The organism is Desulfovibrio sp. (assembly GCA_016208105.1).
Lineage (GTDB): Bacteria > Desulfobacterota > Desulfovibrionia > Desulfovibrionales > Desulfovibrionaceae > Fundidesulfovibrio.
The window spans coordinates 1-15,270 of the sequence record JACQYS010000014.1 but is presented as its reverse complement, the minus strand read 5'-3'; the positions used below and the strand labels follow the sequence as shown (position 1 = coordinate 15,270).

Here is a 15,270-nt window from a genome sequence, read left to right as displayed (position 1 = left end):
CTGACTGCCGCCATCACCAAGCTGTCGCACATGCGCGGTTTCGGCGAGTACGTGGCATTCGACCAGATCGACAAGGCTCCCGAGGAGAAAGAGCGCGGCATCACGATCGCGACCGCTCACGTGGAGTACCAGACCGCGTCCCGGCACTACGCGCACGTGGACTGCCCCGGTCACGCCGACTACATCAAGAACATGATCACCGGCGCCGCCCAGATGGACGGGGCGATCCTGGTGGTCGCGGCCACCGACGGCCCCATGCCCCAGACCCGCGAGCACATCCTGCTTGCCCGTCAGGTCGGCGTGCCCCACCTGGTTGTCTTTTTGAACAAGGTCGACCTGGTGGACGATCCCGAGCTTCTGGAGCTGGTCGAGCTCGAGGTTCGCGAGCTTCTTTCCAAGTACGGCTACCCCGGCGACGACATCCCGGTGATTCAGGGTTCGGCCCTGAAGGCCCTGGAAGCCGACGACGCCAAGTCCCCGGACGCGGCTCCGATCTACGCCCTGCTTGACGCCTGCGACTCCTACTTCCCCGAGCCGGAGCGCGACATCGACAAGCCCTTCCTGATGCCCATCGAGGACGTGTTCTCCATCTCCGGCCGCGGCACCGTGGTGACCGGTCGTGTGGATCGCGGCATCATCAAGGTCGGCGAGGAAGTGGAAATCGTCGGTATCAAGGATTCCGTGAAGACGGCCAAGCCGGGTTCCATCACCCCGCACAAGAAGTACAAGGCCGAAGTGTACGTCCTGACCAAGGAAGAGGGCGGCCGCCACACCCCGTTCTTCTCCGGGTACCGTCCCCAGTTCTACTTCCGCACCACTGACGTGACCGGTGTGGTCACGCTGAACGAGGGAGTGGAGATGGTCATGCCTGGCGACAACGCCACCTTCAACGTCGAGCTCATCGCCCCGATCGCCATGGAGATCGGCCTGCGCTTCGCCATCCGCGAAGGCGGCCGCACCGTGGGCGCGGGCGTCGTGACCGAGATTACGGAGTAACCAATGAACAGCGATCGCATCCGGATCAAGCTCAAGGCCTACGACTACCGCATCCTGGACAAGGCCGTGGCTGAGATCGTTGATACAGCCCGCAACACCGGCGCGGGCATTGCCGGGCCCATCCCGCTGCCCACGAACGTGCACAAGAATACGGTCAACCGTTCGGTTCACGTGGACAAGAAGTCCCGCGAGCAGTTCGAGATGCGCATTCACAAGCGCCTGCTCGACATTCTCGAGCCGACTCAGCAGACCGTTGACGCCCTCGGCAAGCTCAGCCTGCCCGCTGGCGTTGACGTTGAAATCAAGCTTTAAAGGAAGGGGTAGACAATCATGGCCAAGAAAACCCTTGGCATCATCGGCCGCAAGCTGGGCATGACCCGCGTGTTCAGCGACGACGGCTCGGTGGTTCCGGTGACGGTCATCGCCGCCGGCCCCTGTCCGGTGATGCAGATCAGAACCCAGGACAAGGACGGTTACACCGCCCTGCAACTGGGCTTCGACGAGCGTGAGGAAAAGAAGTTCAACAAGCCCGAAAAAGGCCATCAGGCCAAGACCGGGAAGGGCTTCTTCAACGAACTTCGCGAGATTCGCCTTGACTCCGTGGACGGCTACGAGGCCGGTCAGGACATCACGGTGGAAATCTTCGCTCCCGGAGATAAGGTGAAGGTGACTGGCACCTCCATCGGTAAGGGTTTCCAGGGCCCCATGAAGCGTCACGGCTTCGCGGGCCTCAAGGCCACCCACGGTACCGAAAAGGCTCACCGCTCTGGCGGCTCCATCGGTCACAACACCGAGCCTGGCAAAGTCATGAAAGGCAAGAAGATGGCTGGTCATATGGGTGCCCGCACCGTGACCTGCATCAACTTGGAGATCTACGACGTCAGGCCCGAGAACAACATCATCCTGGTCAAAGGCCAGGTCCCGGGCCACCGCAATGGCCTGGTGATGATCCGCAAGCAGGGGTAGGCCATGGCCACCGTGAAAGTTTTTGATCAGATGAACAAGGAAGTGGGCTCCATGGATTTGGCTCCCGAGGTGTTCGAGGTGGCTGTCCGCCCCGAGATCCTTCACCTCGTGATCCGCTCCCAGCTGGCCGCCAAGCGCGCCGGCACCCACAAGGTCAAAACCCGCTCCTTCGTGTCTGGCTCGGGCTCCAAGCCCTGGCGGCAGAAGGGAACCGGCCGCGCCCGCTCCGGTGCCAAGCGCTCCCCCATCTGGAGGGGCGGTGCCATCGCGCACGGACCGCAGCCGCGCAGCTACGAATTCAAGGTCAACAAGAAGATCAAGGCCCTTGCTCTCAAGATGGCCCTGTCTTCCAAGGTGGCTGGCGAGTCCCTCATTGTCGTGGACAAGCTGGAGCTGCCCGAGATCAAGACCAAGCTCTTCACCGGAGTCGCCGGCAGCCTGGGATTGAAAAAAGCCTTGATCGTTCTGGGTGATTCCAATAACAATGTCGAGCTCTCCGCCAGGAACCTCCCGGGCATCAAAGTCGTTCGTCAAGACATGCTGAACGTATACGATTTGCTGAAGCATCCTCAGTTGGTGATGGTGCAAGGCGCTGCCCAGGCCGTTCAGGAAAGGTTGAAATAGCCATGAGCTACGCAAAAATACTTTTAAAGCCCCTGGTCTCTGAGAAAGCCACCAAGGCCAAGGAAGACGCCAACCAGGTGATCTTCTACGTGGCCCCCCTGGCCAACAAGATCGAGATCAAGGCCGCTGTCGAGGAAGCCTTCAAGGTGAAGGTCACCGAGGTCAATGTGGTGCGCCGCCGTCCGCTCAAGCGGACCCGCAACGGCCGCGCCGCCAGCCACGTGCCCGGCTACAAGAAGGCCTACGTGACTCTGGCCGAGGGCGAAAAGATCGAATTCTTCGAGGGAGTCTAAGCCATGGCTGTCCGCACTCTTAAACCTACCTCGGCTGGGCGCCGCTTCCAGACGGTCTCCGACTTCGCGGAGATCACAAAGGCCACGCCTGAGCGTTCCCTGACCGAGGGCCTGAACAAGAAGTCCGGCCGCAACAACCAGGGCCGCATCACTTCGCGTCGCCGCGGCGCCGGGAACAAGCACCGGTACCGTCTGATCGATTTTCGCCGCGACAAGTTCGACATCCCGGCCAAGGTTGCTTCCATTGAGTACGATCCCAACCGCTCCGCCCGCATAGCTCTTCTTAACTATGCTGATGGCGAGAAGCGTTACATTCTCGCGCCGGTTGGAATAAATGTCGGTGACACCCTGGTCGCTGGCGAGGCCGTGGACATCAAGGCGGGCAATGCCCTGCCCATGCACAAGGTCCCCGTCGGCACCCTGCTGCACAATATTGAGATGACTCCGGGCCGCGGTGGCCAGATGTGCCGCGCCGCGGGCACCTATGCTCAGCTCATCGCCAAGGAAGGCAAGTACGCCCTGCTGCGTCTGCCCTCCGGCGAGGTGCGCAACGTCCTGGCCGCGTGCATCGCCACGGTGGGTCAGGTCGGCAACGTTACCCATGAGAAGGTGTCCATCGGCAAGGCCGGCCGTAACCGCTGGCTTGGCAAGCGCCCCAAGGTTCGCGGCGTCGCCATGAACCCCGTCGACCATCCGTTGGGCGGCGGTGAAGGCAAGAGCTCCGGCGGACGCCACCCCGTGTCCCCCTGGGGCAAGCCGGCCAAGGGTCAGAAGACCAGAAATCGCAAGAAGGCCTCGTCGCGGCTCATCGTTAAACGCCGCGGCGAGAAGTAGGAGCGTAGATCATGCCCCGTTCGCTCAAAAAAGGCCCATTCCTGGACGACCACCTTGTCGCCAAGGTGGAGAAGGCCGCCGAGACCCAGGATCGTCGCGTGATCAAGACGTGGTCCCGCCGTTCCACCATCCTTCCCGAGATGGTTGGCCTCACCTTCGCCGTGCACAATGGCCGCAAGTTCATCCCGGTCTTCGTTTCCGAAAACATGGTCGGGCACAAGCTGGGCGAGTTTTCGCCCACCCGTACCTTCCACGGCCACGCCGCGGACAAGAAGTCCGCGAAGGGCAAGAAGTAAGGGGAGCTGAGCCATGGAAGCCAAAGCTATAGCCAAATACATCCGGGTCTCCCCGCAGAAAGCCCGCCTGGTGGCCAACACCATCAAGGGCAGGGGCGTTGAGGAAGCCATGAACATCCTCAAGTTCACGCCCAAGAAGGCCGCCGAGATCATCGGAAAGGTTCTGCACTCGGCCCTGTCCAACGCCGAACAGCTGTCCGCTGACGTGGACACGCTCAAGGTCAAGGACGTCATTGTGAACCAAGGCCCCACCTGGAAGCGCATCATGCCGCGTTCCATGGGACGGGCCAACCGCATCCTCAAGCGCACCAGCCACATCACCGTGGTGGTCGAGGAAGAGAAGGAGTAGGGGGCATGGGTCAGAAAGTTCACCCGTACGGCTTCCGTCTGGGCTACAACAAGAACTGGATTTCCCGCTGGTTCGCGAAGAAGGACTATCCTGCCTTCGTCTTCGAGGACAACAAGATTCGCAAGTATGTGAAGTCTTCCTTGTTCCATGCGGGCATTTCCCGGATCGAGATTGAACGCGCCGGCGGCAAGATCAAGCTGATCATCCACACTGCGCGCCCGGGCATCGTCATCGGCCGCAAGGGCACCGAGATCGAGAAGGTCCGCGGCGAGCTCAAGAAGCGCTTCGGTCGCGAGTTTGCCGTCGAGGTCAACGAGATCCGCCGTCCCGAAACGGATGCTCAGCTTGTTGCTGAGAACATCGCACTGCAGCTTGAACGCCGTGTTGCCTTCCGCCGCGCCATGAAGCGCACGGTGGGCTTGGCCCGCAAGTTTGGTGCCGAGGGCATCAAGGTCTTCTGCGCCGGCCGCCTGGCCGGAGCCGAGATCGCCCGTTCCGAGTGGTACCGCGACGGCCGCGTGCCGTTGCACACCCTGCGCGCCGACATCGACTACGGCTTGGCCACGGCCAAGACCACCTACGGTGTCATTGGCGTGAAGGTGTGGATCTTCAAGGGCGAGATTTTGGATAGTGAGGTCGAACAATAATGCTAGCCCCCAACAGAACCAAATTCCGTAAACGCCAGAAGGGCCGTTTGCGCGGACCCGCCACTGGCGGAGCCGAGATATCCTTCGGCGAAGTGGGCATCAAGGCCCTGGAGCACGGCAAGCTGTCCAGCCAGCAGATTGAAGCCGCCCGCGTGGCCATCATGCGCCACATCAAGCGCGGCGGTAAGGTCTGGATCCGCATCTTCCCGGACTTCCCGGTTACGGCCAAGCCCGCTGAAGTGCGCATGGGTTCCGGCAAAGGCGCTCCCGTCGGTTGGTGCGCTCCTGTGAAGCCCGGCCGTGTGCTTTATGAGGTCAAGGGTGTGGAGATGGAAGTTATGATCGAAGCGCTCAAGCGCGCCCAGCACAAGCTGCCGATCAAAACCAAGATCGTCACCAAGGAGTTCGCCTAGCCATGTTGACCTCCAAGGAACTTCGCGAACTGGATGAAGTTAAGCTTGCCGAGAAGCTCTCCCAATCCGAGGAGGAGCTCTTCAAGCTTCGCTTCCAGCACGCCACGGCGCAACTGGAAAAGACCCATCGTCTCTGCGAGCTCAAAAAAGACGTTGCCCGCATCAAGACGGTGATGACCCAAAAGAAAAGCGGCAGGTAGGAAACCATGGAAGAGCACAAAAGCAACCGCCGGATGCTGACCGGCATCGTGGTCTCCGACAAATGCGACAAGACCATTGTCGTGCGCGTTGAGACCCTGGTCAAGCACCCCCTGGTGAAGAAGTACATCCGCCGCCGCAAGAAGTTCATGGCCCACGACCCGATGAACGAGTGCGGCATGGGCGACAAGGTGCAGATCATCGAGCACCGCCCGCTGTCAGCCCGCAAGCGCTGGCATCTGGTGAAGATCATGGAGAAGGCGAAATGATCCAGGTAGAATCCGTCCTCGACGTCGCCGACAACTCCGGAGCCAAGAAGGTCGCCTGCATCAAGGTGCTGGGAGGATCCCGGCGCCGTTATGCCTCGGTTGGCGACATCATCGTGGTCTCCGTGAAGGAAGCCATGCCCCATTCCAAGGTGAAGAAGGGCCAGGTGATGAAGGCCGTTATCGTGCGTACCAAGAAAGAAGTCGGACGCCCCGACGGCACGTACATCAAGTTCGACAACAACTCGGCCGTGCTCCTTTCGGCTCAGCTCGAGCCGGTGGGCACCCGTATCTTCGGCCCCGTTGCCCGCGAGCTTCGTCTGAAGAACTTCATGAAGATCGTCTCGCTGGCCCCTGAGGTCCTGTAGAGCGATCGGGCTTGAGGACATTATGAAAACGTATCGTATCCGCAAGGACGACAAGGTGATGGTCATCGCGGGCAAGGACAAGGGCAAGATCGGCAAGGTCTTGAAGATCCTTCCCAAGGTCGACCGGATCCTGGTGGAAAAGGTGAACATGGTGAAGCGTCACCGCAAGGGCAACCCCTATGCCGGCCAGGCCGGCGGGATCGAGGAGAAGGAAGCCCCTCTGGCTCTCTCCAATGTTGCCCTCATGTGTGATGCTTGCGCCAAGCCCACCCGCGTGGGTTACAAGTACACCGAGGACGGCAAGAAGCTTCGCTTCTGCAAAAAGTGCAACGAAGTAATCAGCTAAAGGGAATCGAACAATGACTCGCCTCGAACAAGTATACTCCGAGAAGGTCGTTCCGGCCTTGCAAAAGGAGTTCGGGTACAAGTCGCCCATGCAGATTCCCAAGTTCAAGTTCATTTCTCTGAACATCGGACTTGGCGAAGCCTCGCAGAACTCTAAACTTATTGACGTCGCTGCTGCCGAGTTGACCGCCATCGCCGGCCAGAAGTGCGTCATCACCCGCGCCAAGAAATCCATCGCGGCCTTCAAGCTCCGCGAGAACCAGCCTGTCGGCTGCCGGGTGACGCTTCGCCACGACCGCATGTGGGACTTTTACGACAAGCTGGTCAATTTCGCCCTTCCACGCGTCCGCGACTTCCGCGGCGTCCCGGACAGGGGCTTCGATGGCCGGGGCAATTTCACCCTGGGCATCAAGGAACATACCATTTTTCCCGAGATCAACATCGACCGGGTCGAGCGCGTGACGGGAATGAATATCACTATTGTTACGACCGCCCAGACGGACAAAGAAGGCAAAGTTCTTCTCGATCTTCTCGGCATGCCCTTCAGAAAGTAGGAGGATACGACCGTGGCACGCACTGCTCTTAGGGTGAAAGCCCGGCGCACAGCCAAGTTTTCTTCCCGGGCCTACAATCGCTGCCCCATATGCGGCCGCGCCCGGGCGTTTTTGCGCAGGTATGGCATTTGCCGTATTTGCTTCCGCAACATGGCCCTGGCCGGCGAACTGCCCGGTGTCAGGAAATCGAGCTGGTAGGAGGCCGACATGTCTGTGACCGATCCAATCGCCGATATGCTGGCCCGCATCCGCAACGCGTACCACGCGCTGCACAAGAAGGTCGCCATGCCCCACTCCAAGATGAAGGAGTCCATGGCCGGGATTCTAAAGGATCAGGGCTACATTGAGGAATTCGCCGTTGACGGGCGCGATCTTGTGATTACGCTCAAGTACGCCAAGGGCCGCCCCATTATCGCTGGCCTTAAGCGTGTGAGCAAACCCGGACGCCGCATCTACGTTGGGGCTCATGACATCCCCCGCGTTCAGAACGGACTCGGCATCTGCATTCTCTCCACCTCGCATGGCATCATGGACGGCTTTGCCGCCAAGAGCGCCAAAGTGGGCGGCGAGCTGCTCTGCGAAGTCTGGTAAGAGGATTAAGCCATGTCCCGCATCGGCAAACAAGAAATCGCCATCCCGTCCGGAGTAGAAGTCAAAGTCTCCGCTGACGTGGTGAACGTCAAGGGCCCCAAGGGCGCGCTTTCCACGCCCACCCATCCCAAGATCGCATATGAGATCGAGGGCAACATCCTGCGCGTGAGCCGCGCCGACGACACACGCGTCGCACGCGCTCAGCACGGTCTGCGCCGCACCCTCCTGGCCAACTGCATCGAGGGCGTGACCAAAGGGTTCACCAAGACCCTGGAAATCATCGGCGTGGGCTACAAGGTTCAGGTCGCCGGCAAGGCCGTGGTCCTGACCGTGGGATTCTCCCACCCTGTGGAGTTCCCCCTGCCCGCTGGCGTTGAAGCCAAGGCCGAAGGCAACAAGCTGATCGTGTCTGGCATCGACAAGCAGCTCGTGGGTGAAACCGCGGCGACCATCCGCCGCGTGCGTCCCCCTGAGCCGTTCAAGGGCAAGGGCATCAAATACGAAAACGAGCAGATTCGCCGCAAGGCCGGCAAATCTGGCGGCAAGAAGTAAGGGGCTGGACATGAAACGGACAAAGCAAGCAGCTCGCATGAGCCGCAAGGTGCGCATCCGCAAGAAGATCAGCGGCACCTCGTCGCGTCCCAGGCTGGTGGTGTACCGCTCCAACCTGCACGTGTACGCCCAGATCGTGAACGACGAGAACGGCCAGACCCTGGTTGCTTCTTCCTCTCTGGCCCTTTCGAAGGCCGGCGAGGCGCTCAAGCCCAACAAAGACACCGCCGCCAAGGTGGGCCGCGACGTGGCCGCCAAGGCCAAGGAAAAGGCCATCGAAAGCGTGGTCTTCGACCGCAACGGCTACCTCTATCACGGTTGCGTCAAGGCTCTGGCCGATGGCGCGCGTGAGGGCGGACTGCACTTCTAATGGGGCTCAACATGGAACAGTCTGAACTGACTCAAATCGAAAAGATCGTATCGCTCAACCGCGTGGCCAAGGTCGTTAAGGGCGGCCGCCGGTTCAGCTTCAGCGCTCTGGTTGTCGTAGGCGATGGCAAGGGATCCGTGGGCTTCGGCCTGGGCAAGGCCAACGAGGTTCCCGAGGCCATCCGCAAGGCTTCCGAACAGGCCAAAAAGTCCATGATCAAGGTGCCCCTTTTGGACGGCACCCTGCCGTACCAGGTCATGGGGCGCTTCGGCGCCGGCCGCGTGGTCCTCATTCCGGCCTCCAAGGGCACCGGCATCATCGCCGGCGGTCCTGTGCGCGCCGTCATGGAGGCCGCCGGGGTGCACGACATCCTGACCAAGGCCATCGGCACCAACAACCCGCACAACGTGCTGAGGGCCGCCGTTGCCGGTCTGGCCTCTTTGCGCAGCGCGGACCAGGTCTCCGACCTTCGTGGCAAGACCCTGGAAACCCCGAGGAAGTAAGACCATGAGCGGGCAGCAAGTGACCGTGAAGCTCGTAAAGAGCAAGATTGGCTGCAATCCCAAGCAGCGTGCCACTCTCGAGGCTCTTGGCCTCAAGAGGATCCGTCAGGAGAAGACCCTGGAGGACACCCCCACGGTAAGGGGCATGATCTTCAAGGTTTCTCACCTTATTGAGGTGAAATAAGATGCAACTCCATGAGCTTTATCCCTTCCCCGAGGAACGCAAGGATCGCAAGCGCATCGGCCGCGGCCGCGCTACCGGTCAGGGTTGCACCTCCGGCAAGGGCAACAAGGGTCAGAATTCTCGCGCTGGTGTCAGCTCCAGGCCTTGGTTCGAGGGCGGTCAGATGCCCTTGGCCCGCCGCCTGCCCAAGCGTGGGTTCAAGAATCCGTTCAAGGTTTCCTACTCGCCGGTGAATCTGGCCAGGCTTCTTGAAGCCTTCCCCGAGACCACCGAGATCACCCTGGATGCCATCTATGACCGCGGCCTCGTGGCCCGTGGCTCCCTGGTGAAGGTGCTTGGCAACGGCGATCTCGCCAAGGCCATCACCGTCGAGGCTCACAAGTTCAGTGCCTCCGCCCTGGAAAAGATTTCCAAGGCCGGCGGCAGCGCCAAGTCCCTGGAAACCGTGACGGAAGGCTAACGTGGCACTGCAAGGCGTGGAGAATTTGGCCCGGCTTCCGGAGCTTAAGAAGAAGATCATTTGGACCTTCGTTATTCTGGCCGTCTACCGGGTGGGCATACATGTTCCTGTTCCGGGCGTGGATACCCTCGCCCTGCAGGACTTCTTCCAGAGCGCGAAGAACACCCTTTTTGGGCTCTTCGATATGTTCTCTGGCGGCGGCTTGAACAAGCTCTCCATCTTCACCCTGGGCATCATGCCCTACATCTCCGCCTCCATCGTGATGCAGCTGCTCACGGTTGTCAGCCCTGAACTCGCTCGCCTGCAAAAGGAAGAGGGAGCCCAGGGACGCAAGAAGATCACCCAGTACACCCGCTACGGCACGGTGCTCATCACCCTGATTCAGGGGCTTGGCATCGCCGTTGGCCTTGAGAACATGTCCAGCCCCACGGGAGCTCCCCTGGTGCTTCATCCCGGTATCGGATTCAAGTTCATGACCGTGATGACGCTTACCGCTGGAACGGTGTTCCTCATGTGGCTGGGCGAGCAGATCACCGAGAAGGGAATCGGGAACGGTATTTCGCTGATCATTTTCGCGGGTATCGTGTCCGGACTTCCCAGGGCGCTTATCCAGACGTTCACCCTGGTTGGACAGGGAGAAATGAGCCTCTTGGTTCTTATTCTCCTGGTTGTCGTCATGGGTGGCGTTCTGGCTGCCATCGTGTTCATGGAGCGCGGGCAAAGACGTGTTCCCATCCAGTATGCCAAGCGCATGGTGGGCAGGAAGATGTACGGCGGACAGACCACCCATCTTCCGCTCAAGATCAACACCGCAGGCGTTATCCCTCCGATCTTCGCCTCGTCGATCTTGCTCTTCCCCGCGACCATCGCCAACTTCTACGAGGCAGACTGGGTACAGATGGTCTCCAACTGGTTTAACCCCAGTTCCATCGTTTACAACGTCTTGTTCATCAGCATGATCGTGTTCTTCTGCTACTTCTACACGGCGATCATTTTTGATCCCAAGCAGATAGCCGAGAACATCCGCAAGCAGGGCGGCTTCGTTCCGGGCATTCGCCCCGGGCAGAAGACCAAGGAATACCTTGACCGCGTGCTGGCGCGCCTTACCCTGTGGGGCTCAATGTACATCTCCGCGGTGTGCGTGCTCCCCATGATTCTGATCGCTCAGTTCAACGTGCCCTTCTACTTCGGCGGCACGAGCATACTGATCGTGGTTGGCGTGGCCATGGACTTCATGAGTCAGATAGAGTCCTACATGATCAGCCGCCAGTACGAAGGATTACTTGCCAAGGGCCGCATCAAGGGCAGGACATAGGTTGAAGAAGTTTCGGGGCATATATATTAAGAACGAAGCCGAAGTGGACATCATGCGCCAGGCTGGCGGCATCGTGGCCGCTATCCTGGATGAGCTCGAAAAGGCTGTCCAGCCAGGCGTCAAAACCGTGTTCTTTGAAGATTTGGCCTTGCAGCTGTGCAAGGAATTCGAGGTGAAACCCGCATTCAAGGGGTACCTTGGATATCCGTTCGCGCTGTGCTGTTCGGTAAACGAGGAAGTGGTGCACGGATTTCCTTCCGAAAGGGAACTTGCGGAAGGAGACATCGTGAGCTTCGACATGGGCGTTATCCATCGCGGATTCTACGGAGACTCCGCCAGGACCGTGCCGGTCGGAGAGGTTCCGGAAGGAGTGAAGAAGCTCCTGAAGGTAACCGAGGAATCACTTTTTCGTGGTATCGAGCAGGCTAGGGCCGAGGCAAACTTGTATGATATTTCCCTGGCCATACAAAAACATGTTGAAGACCAGGGGTACTCTGTAGTAAGACGGTTCGTTGGCCACGGCATCGGACGGCATCTCCATGAGAAACCGGAGGTGCCGAATTTTGTCCCTAAGGGGGCAGGCGCTGTGGTGCTCAAGCCGGGCATGGCCCTGGCTATCGAGCCAATGGTCACCATGGGTGGTCCGGAGGTTGAAATCCTCTCGGACAAGTGGACCGCGGTCACAAAGGATCGTAGTCTGGCTGCCCACTTCGAGCATTCGGTGGTGATCACCAACGGCGAACCAAAAATTCTGAGCCAGCGCCTCACAGCGTAGGCCATACCCATTTGTGGGAGAAAGAAAATGAAAGTGCGGCCCTCGGTGAAGAAGCTTTGTCCGAAATGCAAGATTATCCGTCGCCACGGCGTTGTGCGGGTGATCTGTGAAAATCCCAGACACAAACAGCGTCAGGGATAAGTGAGGTAACGAAACGTGGCCCGTATTGCTGGAGTCGATCTGCCCAGGAACAAGCGCATGGATATCGCCCTGACCTACATTTATGGTGTCGGGCGCACCACGGCTTTGAAGATCCTGGATGCCACCGGCGTGGACTGGACCAAGAAGACCGATGACCTTTCCTCCGAGGAAGTCAACACCATCCGTAAGGAGATCGAAGCCAACCACAAGGTTGAGGGCGATCTTCGTCGCGAGGTCACGGCCAACATCAAGCGGCTGATGGACATCGGTTGCTACAGGGGGCTTAGGCACCGCAAGGGCCTTCCAGTCCACGGACAGCGCACCCACACTAACGCCCGCACCCGCAAGGGCCCGCGCCGCGCCGTGATGGCAAAGAAAAAGAAATAACCGCTTCGCGCGTTATTCATTAGAGGATTATTATGGTTGCTAAACCGCGCCGTACCGGCAAGAAAGAAAAGAAGAACATCCCGGTGGGGGTGGCCCATATTCAGGCCACCTTCAACAACACCATTATCACCTTCACTGACCCGAAGGGCAACGTGGTGAGCTGGGCCACCTCCGGCGGCGCCGGTTTTAAAGGCTCGCGCAAGTCCACCCCCTTTGCCGCCCAGGTCGCTGCTGAAACCGCGGCCCGCAAGGCTCAGGACCATGGCATGCGCACCGTTGGCATCTTCGTGAAGGGCCCCGGCTCCGGGCGTGAGGCCGCCATGCGCGCCATCAACGCCGCAGGTTTCAAGGTGAGCTTCATCCGCGATGTCACCCCCATCCCCCACAACGGCTGCCGTCCGCCTAAACGGCGCCGGGTCTAGGTCAGGAGGATCTACTGTGGCTCGCTATACCGGTCCTAAATGCCGTCTCTGTCGCCGTGAGGGCGCCAAGCTGTTCCTCAAGGGCGATCGTTGCTTTACAGACAAGTGCGCTTACGAGCGCCGTCCCTATGCCCCTGGCCAGCACGGCCGCATCCGCAAGAAGATGAGCGATTACGCCGTGCAGCTGCGTGAAAAGCAGAAGGCCCGCCGCGTATACGGCATCCTCGAGGAGCAGTTCCGCAGCTATTTCGCCGAAGCTGATCGCCAGAAAGGCGTCACCGGCGCGAATCTGCTCATCAACCTCGAGCGCAGGCTTGACAACGTTATTTACCGCATGGGCTTCGCCAACTCCCGGGACCAGGCCCGTCAGCTCGTACGCCATGGCCTGTTCATCCTGAATGGCCGCCGTGTCACCATCCCCTCCATTCAGGTTCGGGTCGGCGACGTGGTCGAGGTGCGCGAGAAGAATCGCCAGTCCCCCGTGATCCAGGAAGCCCAGCAGGTTATCGCCCGCCGTGGCTGCCCCACCTGGCTCGAGGTCGACGGCGCCGCCTTCAAGGGCAAGGTCAACGCCATGCCCGCGCGCGAAGACATTCAGCTGGCAGTGAACGAGCAGCTCATCGTCGAACTGTACTCCAAGTAAGAGGAAACAATGCTCATCCGTACAGGCGACAGGCTCATCAACACCCGCAACTGGTCGGAATTGGTCCGTCCCGAGAAGTTGGTCCGCGACTCGAAGTCCACCAACACTTACGGGCGCTTCACGTGCGAACCGCTGGAACGTGGCTTCGGCACCACCCTGGGCAACGCCCTGCGGCGCGTGCTTCTGTCCTCCTTGCAGGGGGCGGCCATCGTGTCGGTGAACATCGAGGGCATTCAGCACGAGTTCACCGCAATTCCCGGGGTTATCGAGGACGTGACGGACATCGTCTTGAACCTCAAGCTCATCCGGCTGGCCATGACCACCGACGAGCCCCAGCGCCTCACCCTTTCGGTGAACAAGCAGGGCGTCGTTACGGCCGGTGACATCGGGGTCAATCAGCATGTCACAGTGCTCGAACCCTCGCAGCACATCTGCACCCTGTCCGAAGCGCGCGACCTCAAGATGGAGTTCGAAGTTCGCATGGGCAAGGGGTATGTGCCCGCGGACATGCACGAGGGCTTGAACACCGAGATCGGGCTCATCTCCCTCGACTCCAGCTTCACCCCTGTGAAGAAGGTGGCCTACACCATCGACCAGGCTCGTGTCGGGCAGATGACCAACTATGACAAGCTCATCATCGACGTCTGGACTGACGGGTCCGTGACTCCCGAGGATTCTATCGCCTACAGCGCGAAGATCCTCAAGGATCAGCTCTCGGTCTTCATCAATTTCGATGAAAAAGAGTCCGAGACGGAAGGTTCGCGCAGCGGCGACGACCACGACTTGAACCCGAATCTGTTCAAGTCCATCGATGAGTTGGAGCTTTCAGTGCGCGCTACCAACTGCCTTAAGAGCGCCAACATCGCTCTTGTGGGCGAACTGATGCAGAAGTCTGAGAACGAAATGCTCAAGACCAAGAACTTTGGCAAGAAATCCCTTGAGGAAATTCGCCGTGTTCTTGAAGACATGGGCCTCGACTTCGGCATGCGCATCGACAACTTCGAACTGAAATACCAGGAATGGCTGAAGAGGAAGCAGACCAATGAGGCATAGCAAAGGCGGAAAGAAGCTCGGGAGGACGTTCTCCCATCGCAAGGCCATGTTCCGCAACATGGCGCGGTCGCTTCTCACCTACGGTCAGATCAAGACCACCGAGACCAAGGCCATGGAGCTTCGCAAGGTTGCCGACAACCTCGTGACCCTGGGGCTTCGCAACGATCTGCATGCCCGCCGCCTGGCGTACAAGGTTTTAGAGAACCACCAGCTGGTGCAAAAGCTTTTCGACGAGATCGCTCCGCGTTTCAGTGGCGTGAATGGCGGCTTCACCCGTGTGTACAAGCTTGGCCTGCCCCGTGTTGGCGATTGCGCCCCCATGGCGGTTATCGAGCTTACCCGTCGCGAAGAAGCCGTTCAGGCTGCTCCCAAGACCGAGGCTGCGCCCAAGGTTGAAGAAGCGCCCAAGACTGAGGCCGCAACCAAGGCCAAGGCCGCTCCTAAGGCCAAGGCCGCCAAGGGCGAAGCTGCTCCCAAAGCCAAGGCTGCTCCTAAGGCCAAGGCCGCCAAGGCTGAAGAGACTCCTGAAGAGTAACGTGCTTGTTTCGTGTCCCCTCCGCGGGGCGGCTCTGCCGCCCCGCTTTTTTTTACGTGGCTATTGCCTTCGCTCCGCAATTTCCATACTTTATAGAAAGAATCTAGACTGTTGAGGAGGCTCGCCATGGCCAAACCTTACCACGATATGGACCTGATTACATTCCAGCGCCGGTTCGGAACCGAAAAGG

The 15,270-nt window shown here is 59.7% G+C and carries 30 protein-coding genes; all 30 read left to right on the top strand.

What is annotated here, in order from left to right; translation table 11 throughout:
* A partial coding sequence (locus HY795_08270) for an elongation factor Tu (protein ID MBI4805217.1) occupies positions 1-996 on the top strand: 996 nt, incomplete at its 5' end.
* 3 nt (positions 997-999) lie between these two features.
* On the top strand, positions 1,000-1,308 hold the full coding sequence (gene rpsJ, locus HY795_08265; protein ID MBI4805216.1) for a 30S ribosomal protein S10: 309 nt from the start codon (positions 1,000-1,002) through the stop codon (positions 1,306-1,308).
* An 18-nt stretch (positions 1,309-1,326) separates the two neighbouring features.
* Positions 1,327-1,962: a 50S ribosomal protein L3 gene (rplC, locus tag HY795_08260; protein ID MBI4805215.1), complete on the top strand. Its 636-nt coding sequence runs from the start codon at positions 1,327-1,329 to the stop codon at positions 1,960-1,962.
* 3 nt (positions 1,963-1,965) lie between these two features.
* Positions 1,966-2,586 (top strand): 50S ribosomal protein L4, encoded by a 621-nt coding sequence (gene rplD / locus HY795_08255; protein ID MBI4805214.1) that lies wholly within the window; start codon positions 1,966-1,968, stop codon positions 2,584-2,586.
* 2 nt (positions 2,587-2,588) lie between these two features.
* Positions 2,589-2,879 (top strand): 50S ribosomal protein L23, encoded by a 291-nt coding sequence (gene rplW / locus HY795_08250; protein ID MBI4805213.1) that lies wholly within the window; start codon positions 2,589-2,591, stop codon positions 2,877-2,879.
* Positions 2,880-2,882: 3 nt separating this feature from the next.
* Complete coding sequence (rplB, locus tag HY795_08245) at positions 2,883-3,713, top strand: 50S ribosomal protein L2 (GenBank protein MBI4805212.1); 831 nt, start codon at positions 2,883-2,885, stop codon at positions 3,711-3,713.
* An 11-nt stretch (positions 3,714-3,724) separates the two neighbouring features.
* A complete protein-coding gene (rpsS, locus tag HY795_08240; GenBank protein MBI4805211.1) occupies positions 3,725-4,009 on the top strand; it encodes a 30S ribosomal protein S19 in 285 nt (94 codons plus the stop codon).
* 13 nt (positions 4,010-4,022) lie between these two features.
* Positions 4,023-4,358, top strand: coding sequence for a 50S ribosomal protein L22 (rplV, locus tag HY795_08235; protein ID MBI4805210.1), 336 nt, complete (start codon positions 4,023-4,025; stop codon positions 4,356-4,358).
* A 5-nt stretch (positions 4,359-4,363) separates the two neighbouring features.
* The gene (gene rpsC, locus HY795_08230; protein ID MBI4805209.1) at positions 4,364-5,005 is read left to right on the top strand and encodes a 30S ribosomal protein S3; all 642 of its coding nucleotides are present in this window, start codon (positions 4,364-4,366) and stop codon (positions 5,003-5,005) included.
* Positions 5,005-5,418 carry a 50S ribosomal protein L16 gene (gene rplP / locus HY795_08225; GenBank protein MBI4805208.1) on the top strand — a complete coding sequence of 138 codons (414 nt, stop codon included), beginning with the start codon at positions 5,005-5,007 and terminating at the stop codon, positions 5,416-5,418. Before rpsC ends, rplP begins: the two co-directional genes overlap by 1 nt.
* Before the next feature lie 5 nt (positions 5,419-5,423).
* Positions 5,424-5,618 carry a 50S ribosomal protein L29 gene (gene rpmC, locus HY795_08220; GenBank protein MBI4805207.1) on the top strand — a complete coding sequence of 65 codons (195 nt, stop codon included), beginning with the start codon at positions 5,424-5,426 and terminating at the stop codon, positions 5,616-5,618.
* Between the two features lie 6 nt (positions 5,619-5,624).
* Positions 5,625-5,885 carry a 30S ribosomal protein S17 gene (rpsQ, locus tag HY795_08215; protein ID MBI4805206.1) on the top strand — a complete coding sequence of 87 codons (261 nt, stop codon included), beginning with the start codon at positions 5,625-5,627 and terminating at the stop codon, positions 5,883-5,885.
* Positions 5,882-6,250 carry a 50S ribosomal protein L14 gene (gene rplN / locus HY795_08210; protein ID MBI4805205.1) on the top strand — a complete coding sequence of 123 codons (369 nt, stop codon included), beginning with the start codon at positions 5,882-5,884 and terminating at the stop codon, positions 6,248-6,250. Before rpsQ ends, rplN begins: the two co-directional genes overlap by 4 nt.
* Positions 6,251-6,272: 22 nt before the next feature.
* Positions 6,273-6,596, top strand: coding sequence for a 50S ribosomal protein L24 (locus HY795_08205; GenBank protein MBI4805204.1), 324 nt, complete (start codon positions 6,273-6,275; stop codon positions 6,594-6,596).
* 13 nt (positions 6,597-6,609) lie between these two features.
* Entirely contained in the window at positions 6,610-7,149 is a 540-nt protein-coding gene (gene rplE, locus HY795_08200) for a 50S ribosomal protein L5 (GenBank protein ID MBI4805203.1), read from the top strand.
* 12 nt (positions 7,150-7,161) lie between these two features.
* Complete coding sequence (locus HY795_08195; GenBank protein MBI4805202.1) at positions 7,162-7,347, top strand: type Z 30S ribosomal protein S14; 186 nt, start codon at positions 7,162-7,164, stop codon at positions 7,345-7,347.
* A 9-nt stretch (positions 7,348-7,356) separates the two neighbouring features.
* Positions 7,357-7,740, top strand: coding sequence for a 30S ribosomal protein S8 (gene rpsH / locus HY795_08190; protein ID MBI4805201.1), 384 nt, complete (start codon positions 7,357-7,359; stop codon positions 7,738-7,740).
* A gap of 12 nt (positions 7,741-7,752) precedes the next feature.
* Entirely contained in the window at positions 7,753-8,292 is a 540-nt protein-coding gene (rplF, locus tag HY795_08185; GenBank protein ID MBI4805200.1) for a 50S ribosomal protein L6, read from the top strand.
* A 10-nt stretch (positions 8,293-8,302) separates the two neighbouring features.
* Complete coding sequence (locus tag HY795_08180) at positions 8,303-8,662, top strand: 50S ribosomal protein L18 (protein ID MBI4805199.1); 360 nt, start codon at positions 8,303-8,305, stop codon at positions 8,660-8,662.
* 11 nt (positions 8,663-8,673) lie between these two features.
* On the top strand, positions 8,674-9,165 hold the full coding sequence (gene rpsE, locus HY795_08175) for a 30S ribosomal protein S5 (protein MBI4805198.1): 492 nt from the start codon (positions 8,674-8,676) through the stop codon (positions 9,163-9,165).
* Positions 9,166-9,169: 4 nt separating this feature from the next.
* The gene (gene rpmD, locus HY795_08170; protein ID MBI4805197.1) at positions 9,170-9,349 is read left to right on the top strand and encodes a 50S ribosomal protein L30; all 180 of its coding nucleotides are present in this window, start codon (positions 9,170-9,172) and stop codon (positions 9,347-9,349) included.
* A 1-nt stretch (position 9,350) separates the two neighbouring features.
* Entirely contained in the window at positions 9,351-9,809 is a 459-nt protein-coding gene (rplO, locus tag HY795_08165; protein MBI4805196.1) for a 50S ribosomal protein L15, read from the top strand.
* Position 9,810: 1 nt separating this feature from the next.
* On the top strand, positions 9,811-11,124 hold the full coding sequence (gene secY / locus HY795_08160; GenBank protein ID MBI4805195.1) for a preprotein translocase subunit SecY: 1,314 nt from the start codon (positions 9,811-9,813) through the stop codon (positions 11,122-11,124).
* A gap of 1 nt (position 11,125) precedes the next feature.
* Positions 11,126-11,899: a type I methionyl aminopeptidase gene (map, locus tag HY795_08155; protein MBI4805194.1), complete on the top strand. Its 774-nt coding sequence runs from the start codon at positions 11,126-11,128 to the stop codon at positions 11,897-11,899.
* 27 nt (positions 11,900-11,926) lie between these two features.
* Positions 11,927-12,040 (top strand): 50S ribosomal protein L36, encoded by a 114-nt coding sequence (rpmJ, locus tag HY795_08150; protein MBI4805193.1) that lies wholly within the window; start codon positions 11,927-11,929, stop codon positions 12,038-12,040.
* 15 nt (positions 12,041-12,055) lie between these two features.
* Positions 12,056-12,427 carry a 30S ribosomal protein S13 gene (rpsM, locus tag HY795_08145; protein ID MBI4805192.1) on the top strand — a complete coding sequence of 124 codons (372 nt, stop codon included), beginning with the start codon at positions 12,056-12,058 and terminating at the stop codon, positions 12,425-12,427.
* Positions 12,428-12,459: 32 nt separating this feature from the next.
* Positions 12,460-12,849 carry a 30S ribosomal protein S11 gene (rpsK, locus tag HY795_08140; GenBank protein MBI4805191.1) on the top strand — a complete coding sequence of 130 codons (390 nt, stop codon included), beginning with the start codon at positions 12,460-12,462 and terminating at the stop codon, positions 12,847-12,849.
* Positions 12,850-12,865: 16 nt separating this feature from the next.
* A complete protein-coding gene (gene rpsD / locus HY795_08135) occupies positions 12,866-13,492 on the top strand; it encodes a 30S ribosomal protein S4 (GenBank protein ID MBI4805190.1) in 627 nt (208 codons plus the stop codon).
* Positions 13,493-13,501: 9 nt separating this feature from the next.
* The gene (locus HY795_08130; GenBank protein ID MBI4805189.1) at positions 13,502-14,545 is read left to right on the top strand and encodes a DNA-directed RNA polymerase subunit alpha; all 1,044 of its coding nucleotides are present in this window, start codon (positions 13,502-13,504) and stop codon (positions 14,543-14,545) included.
* Positions 14,535-15,080: a 50S ribosomal protein L17 gene (rplQ, locus tag HY795_08125; protein ID MBI4805188.1), complete on the top strand. Its 546-nt coding sequence runs from the start codon at positions 14,535-14,537 to the stop codon at positions 15,078-15,080. Before HY795_08130 ends, rplQ begins: the two co-directional genes overlap by 11 nt.
* Positions 15,081-15,270 lie beyond the last annotated feature (190 nt).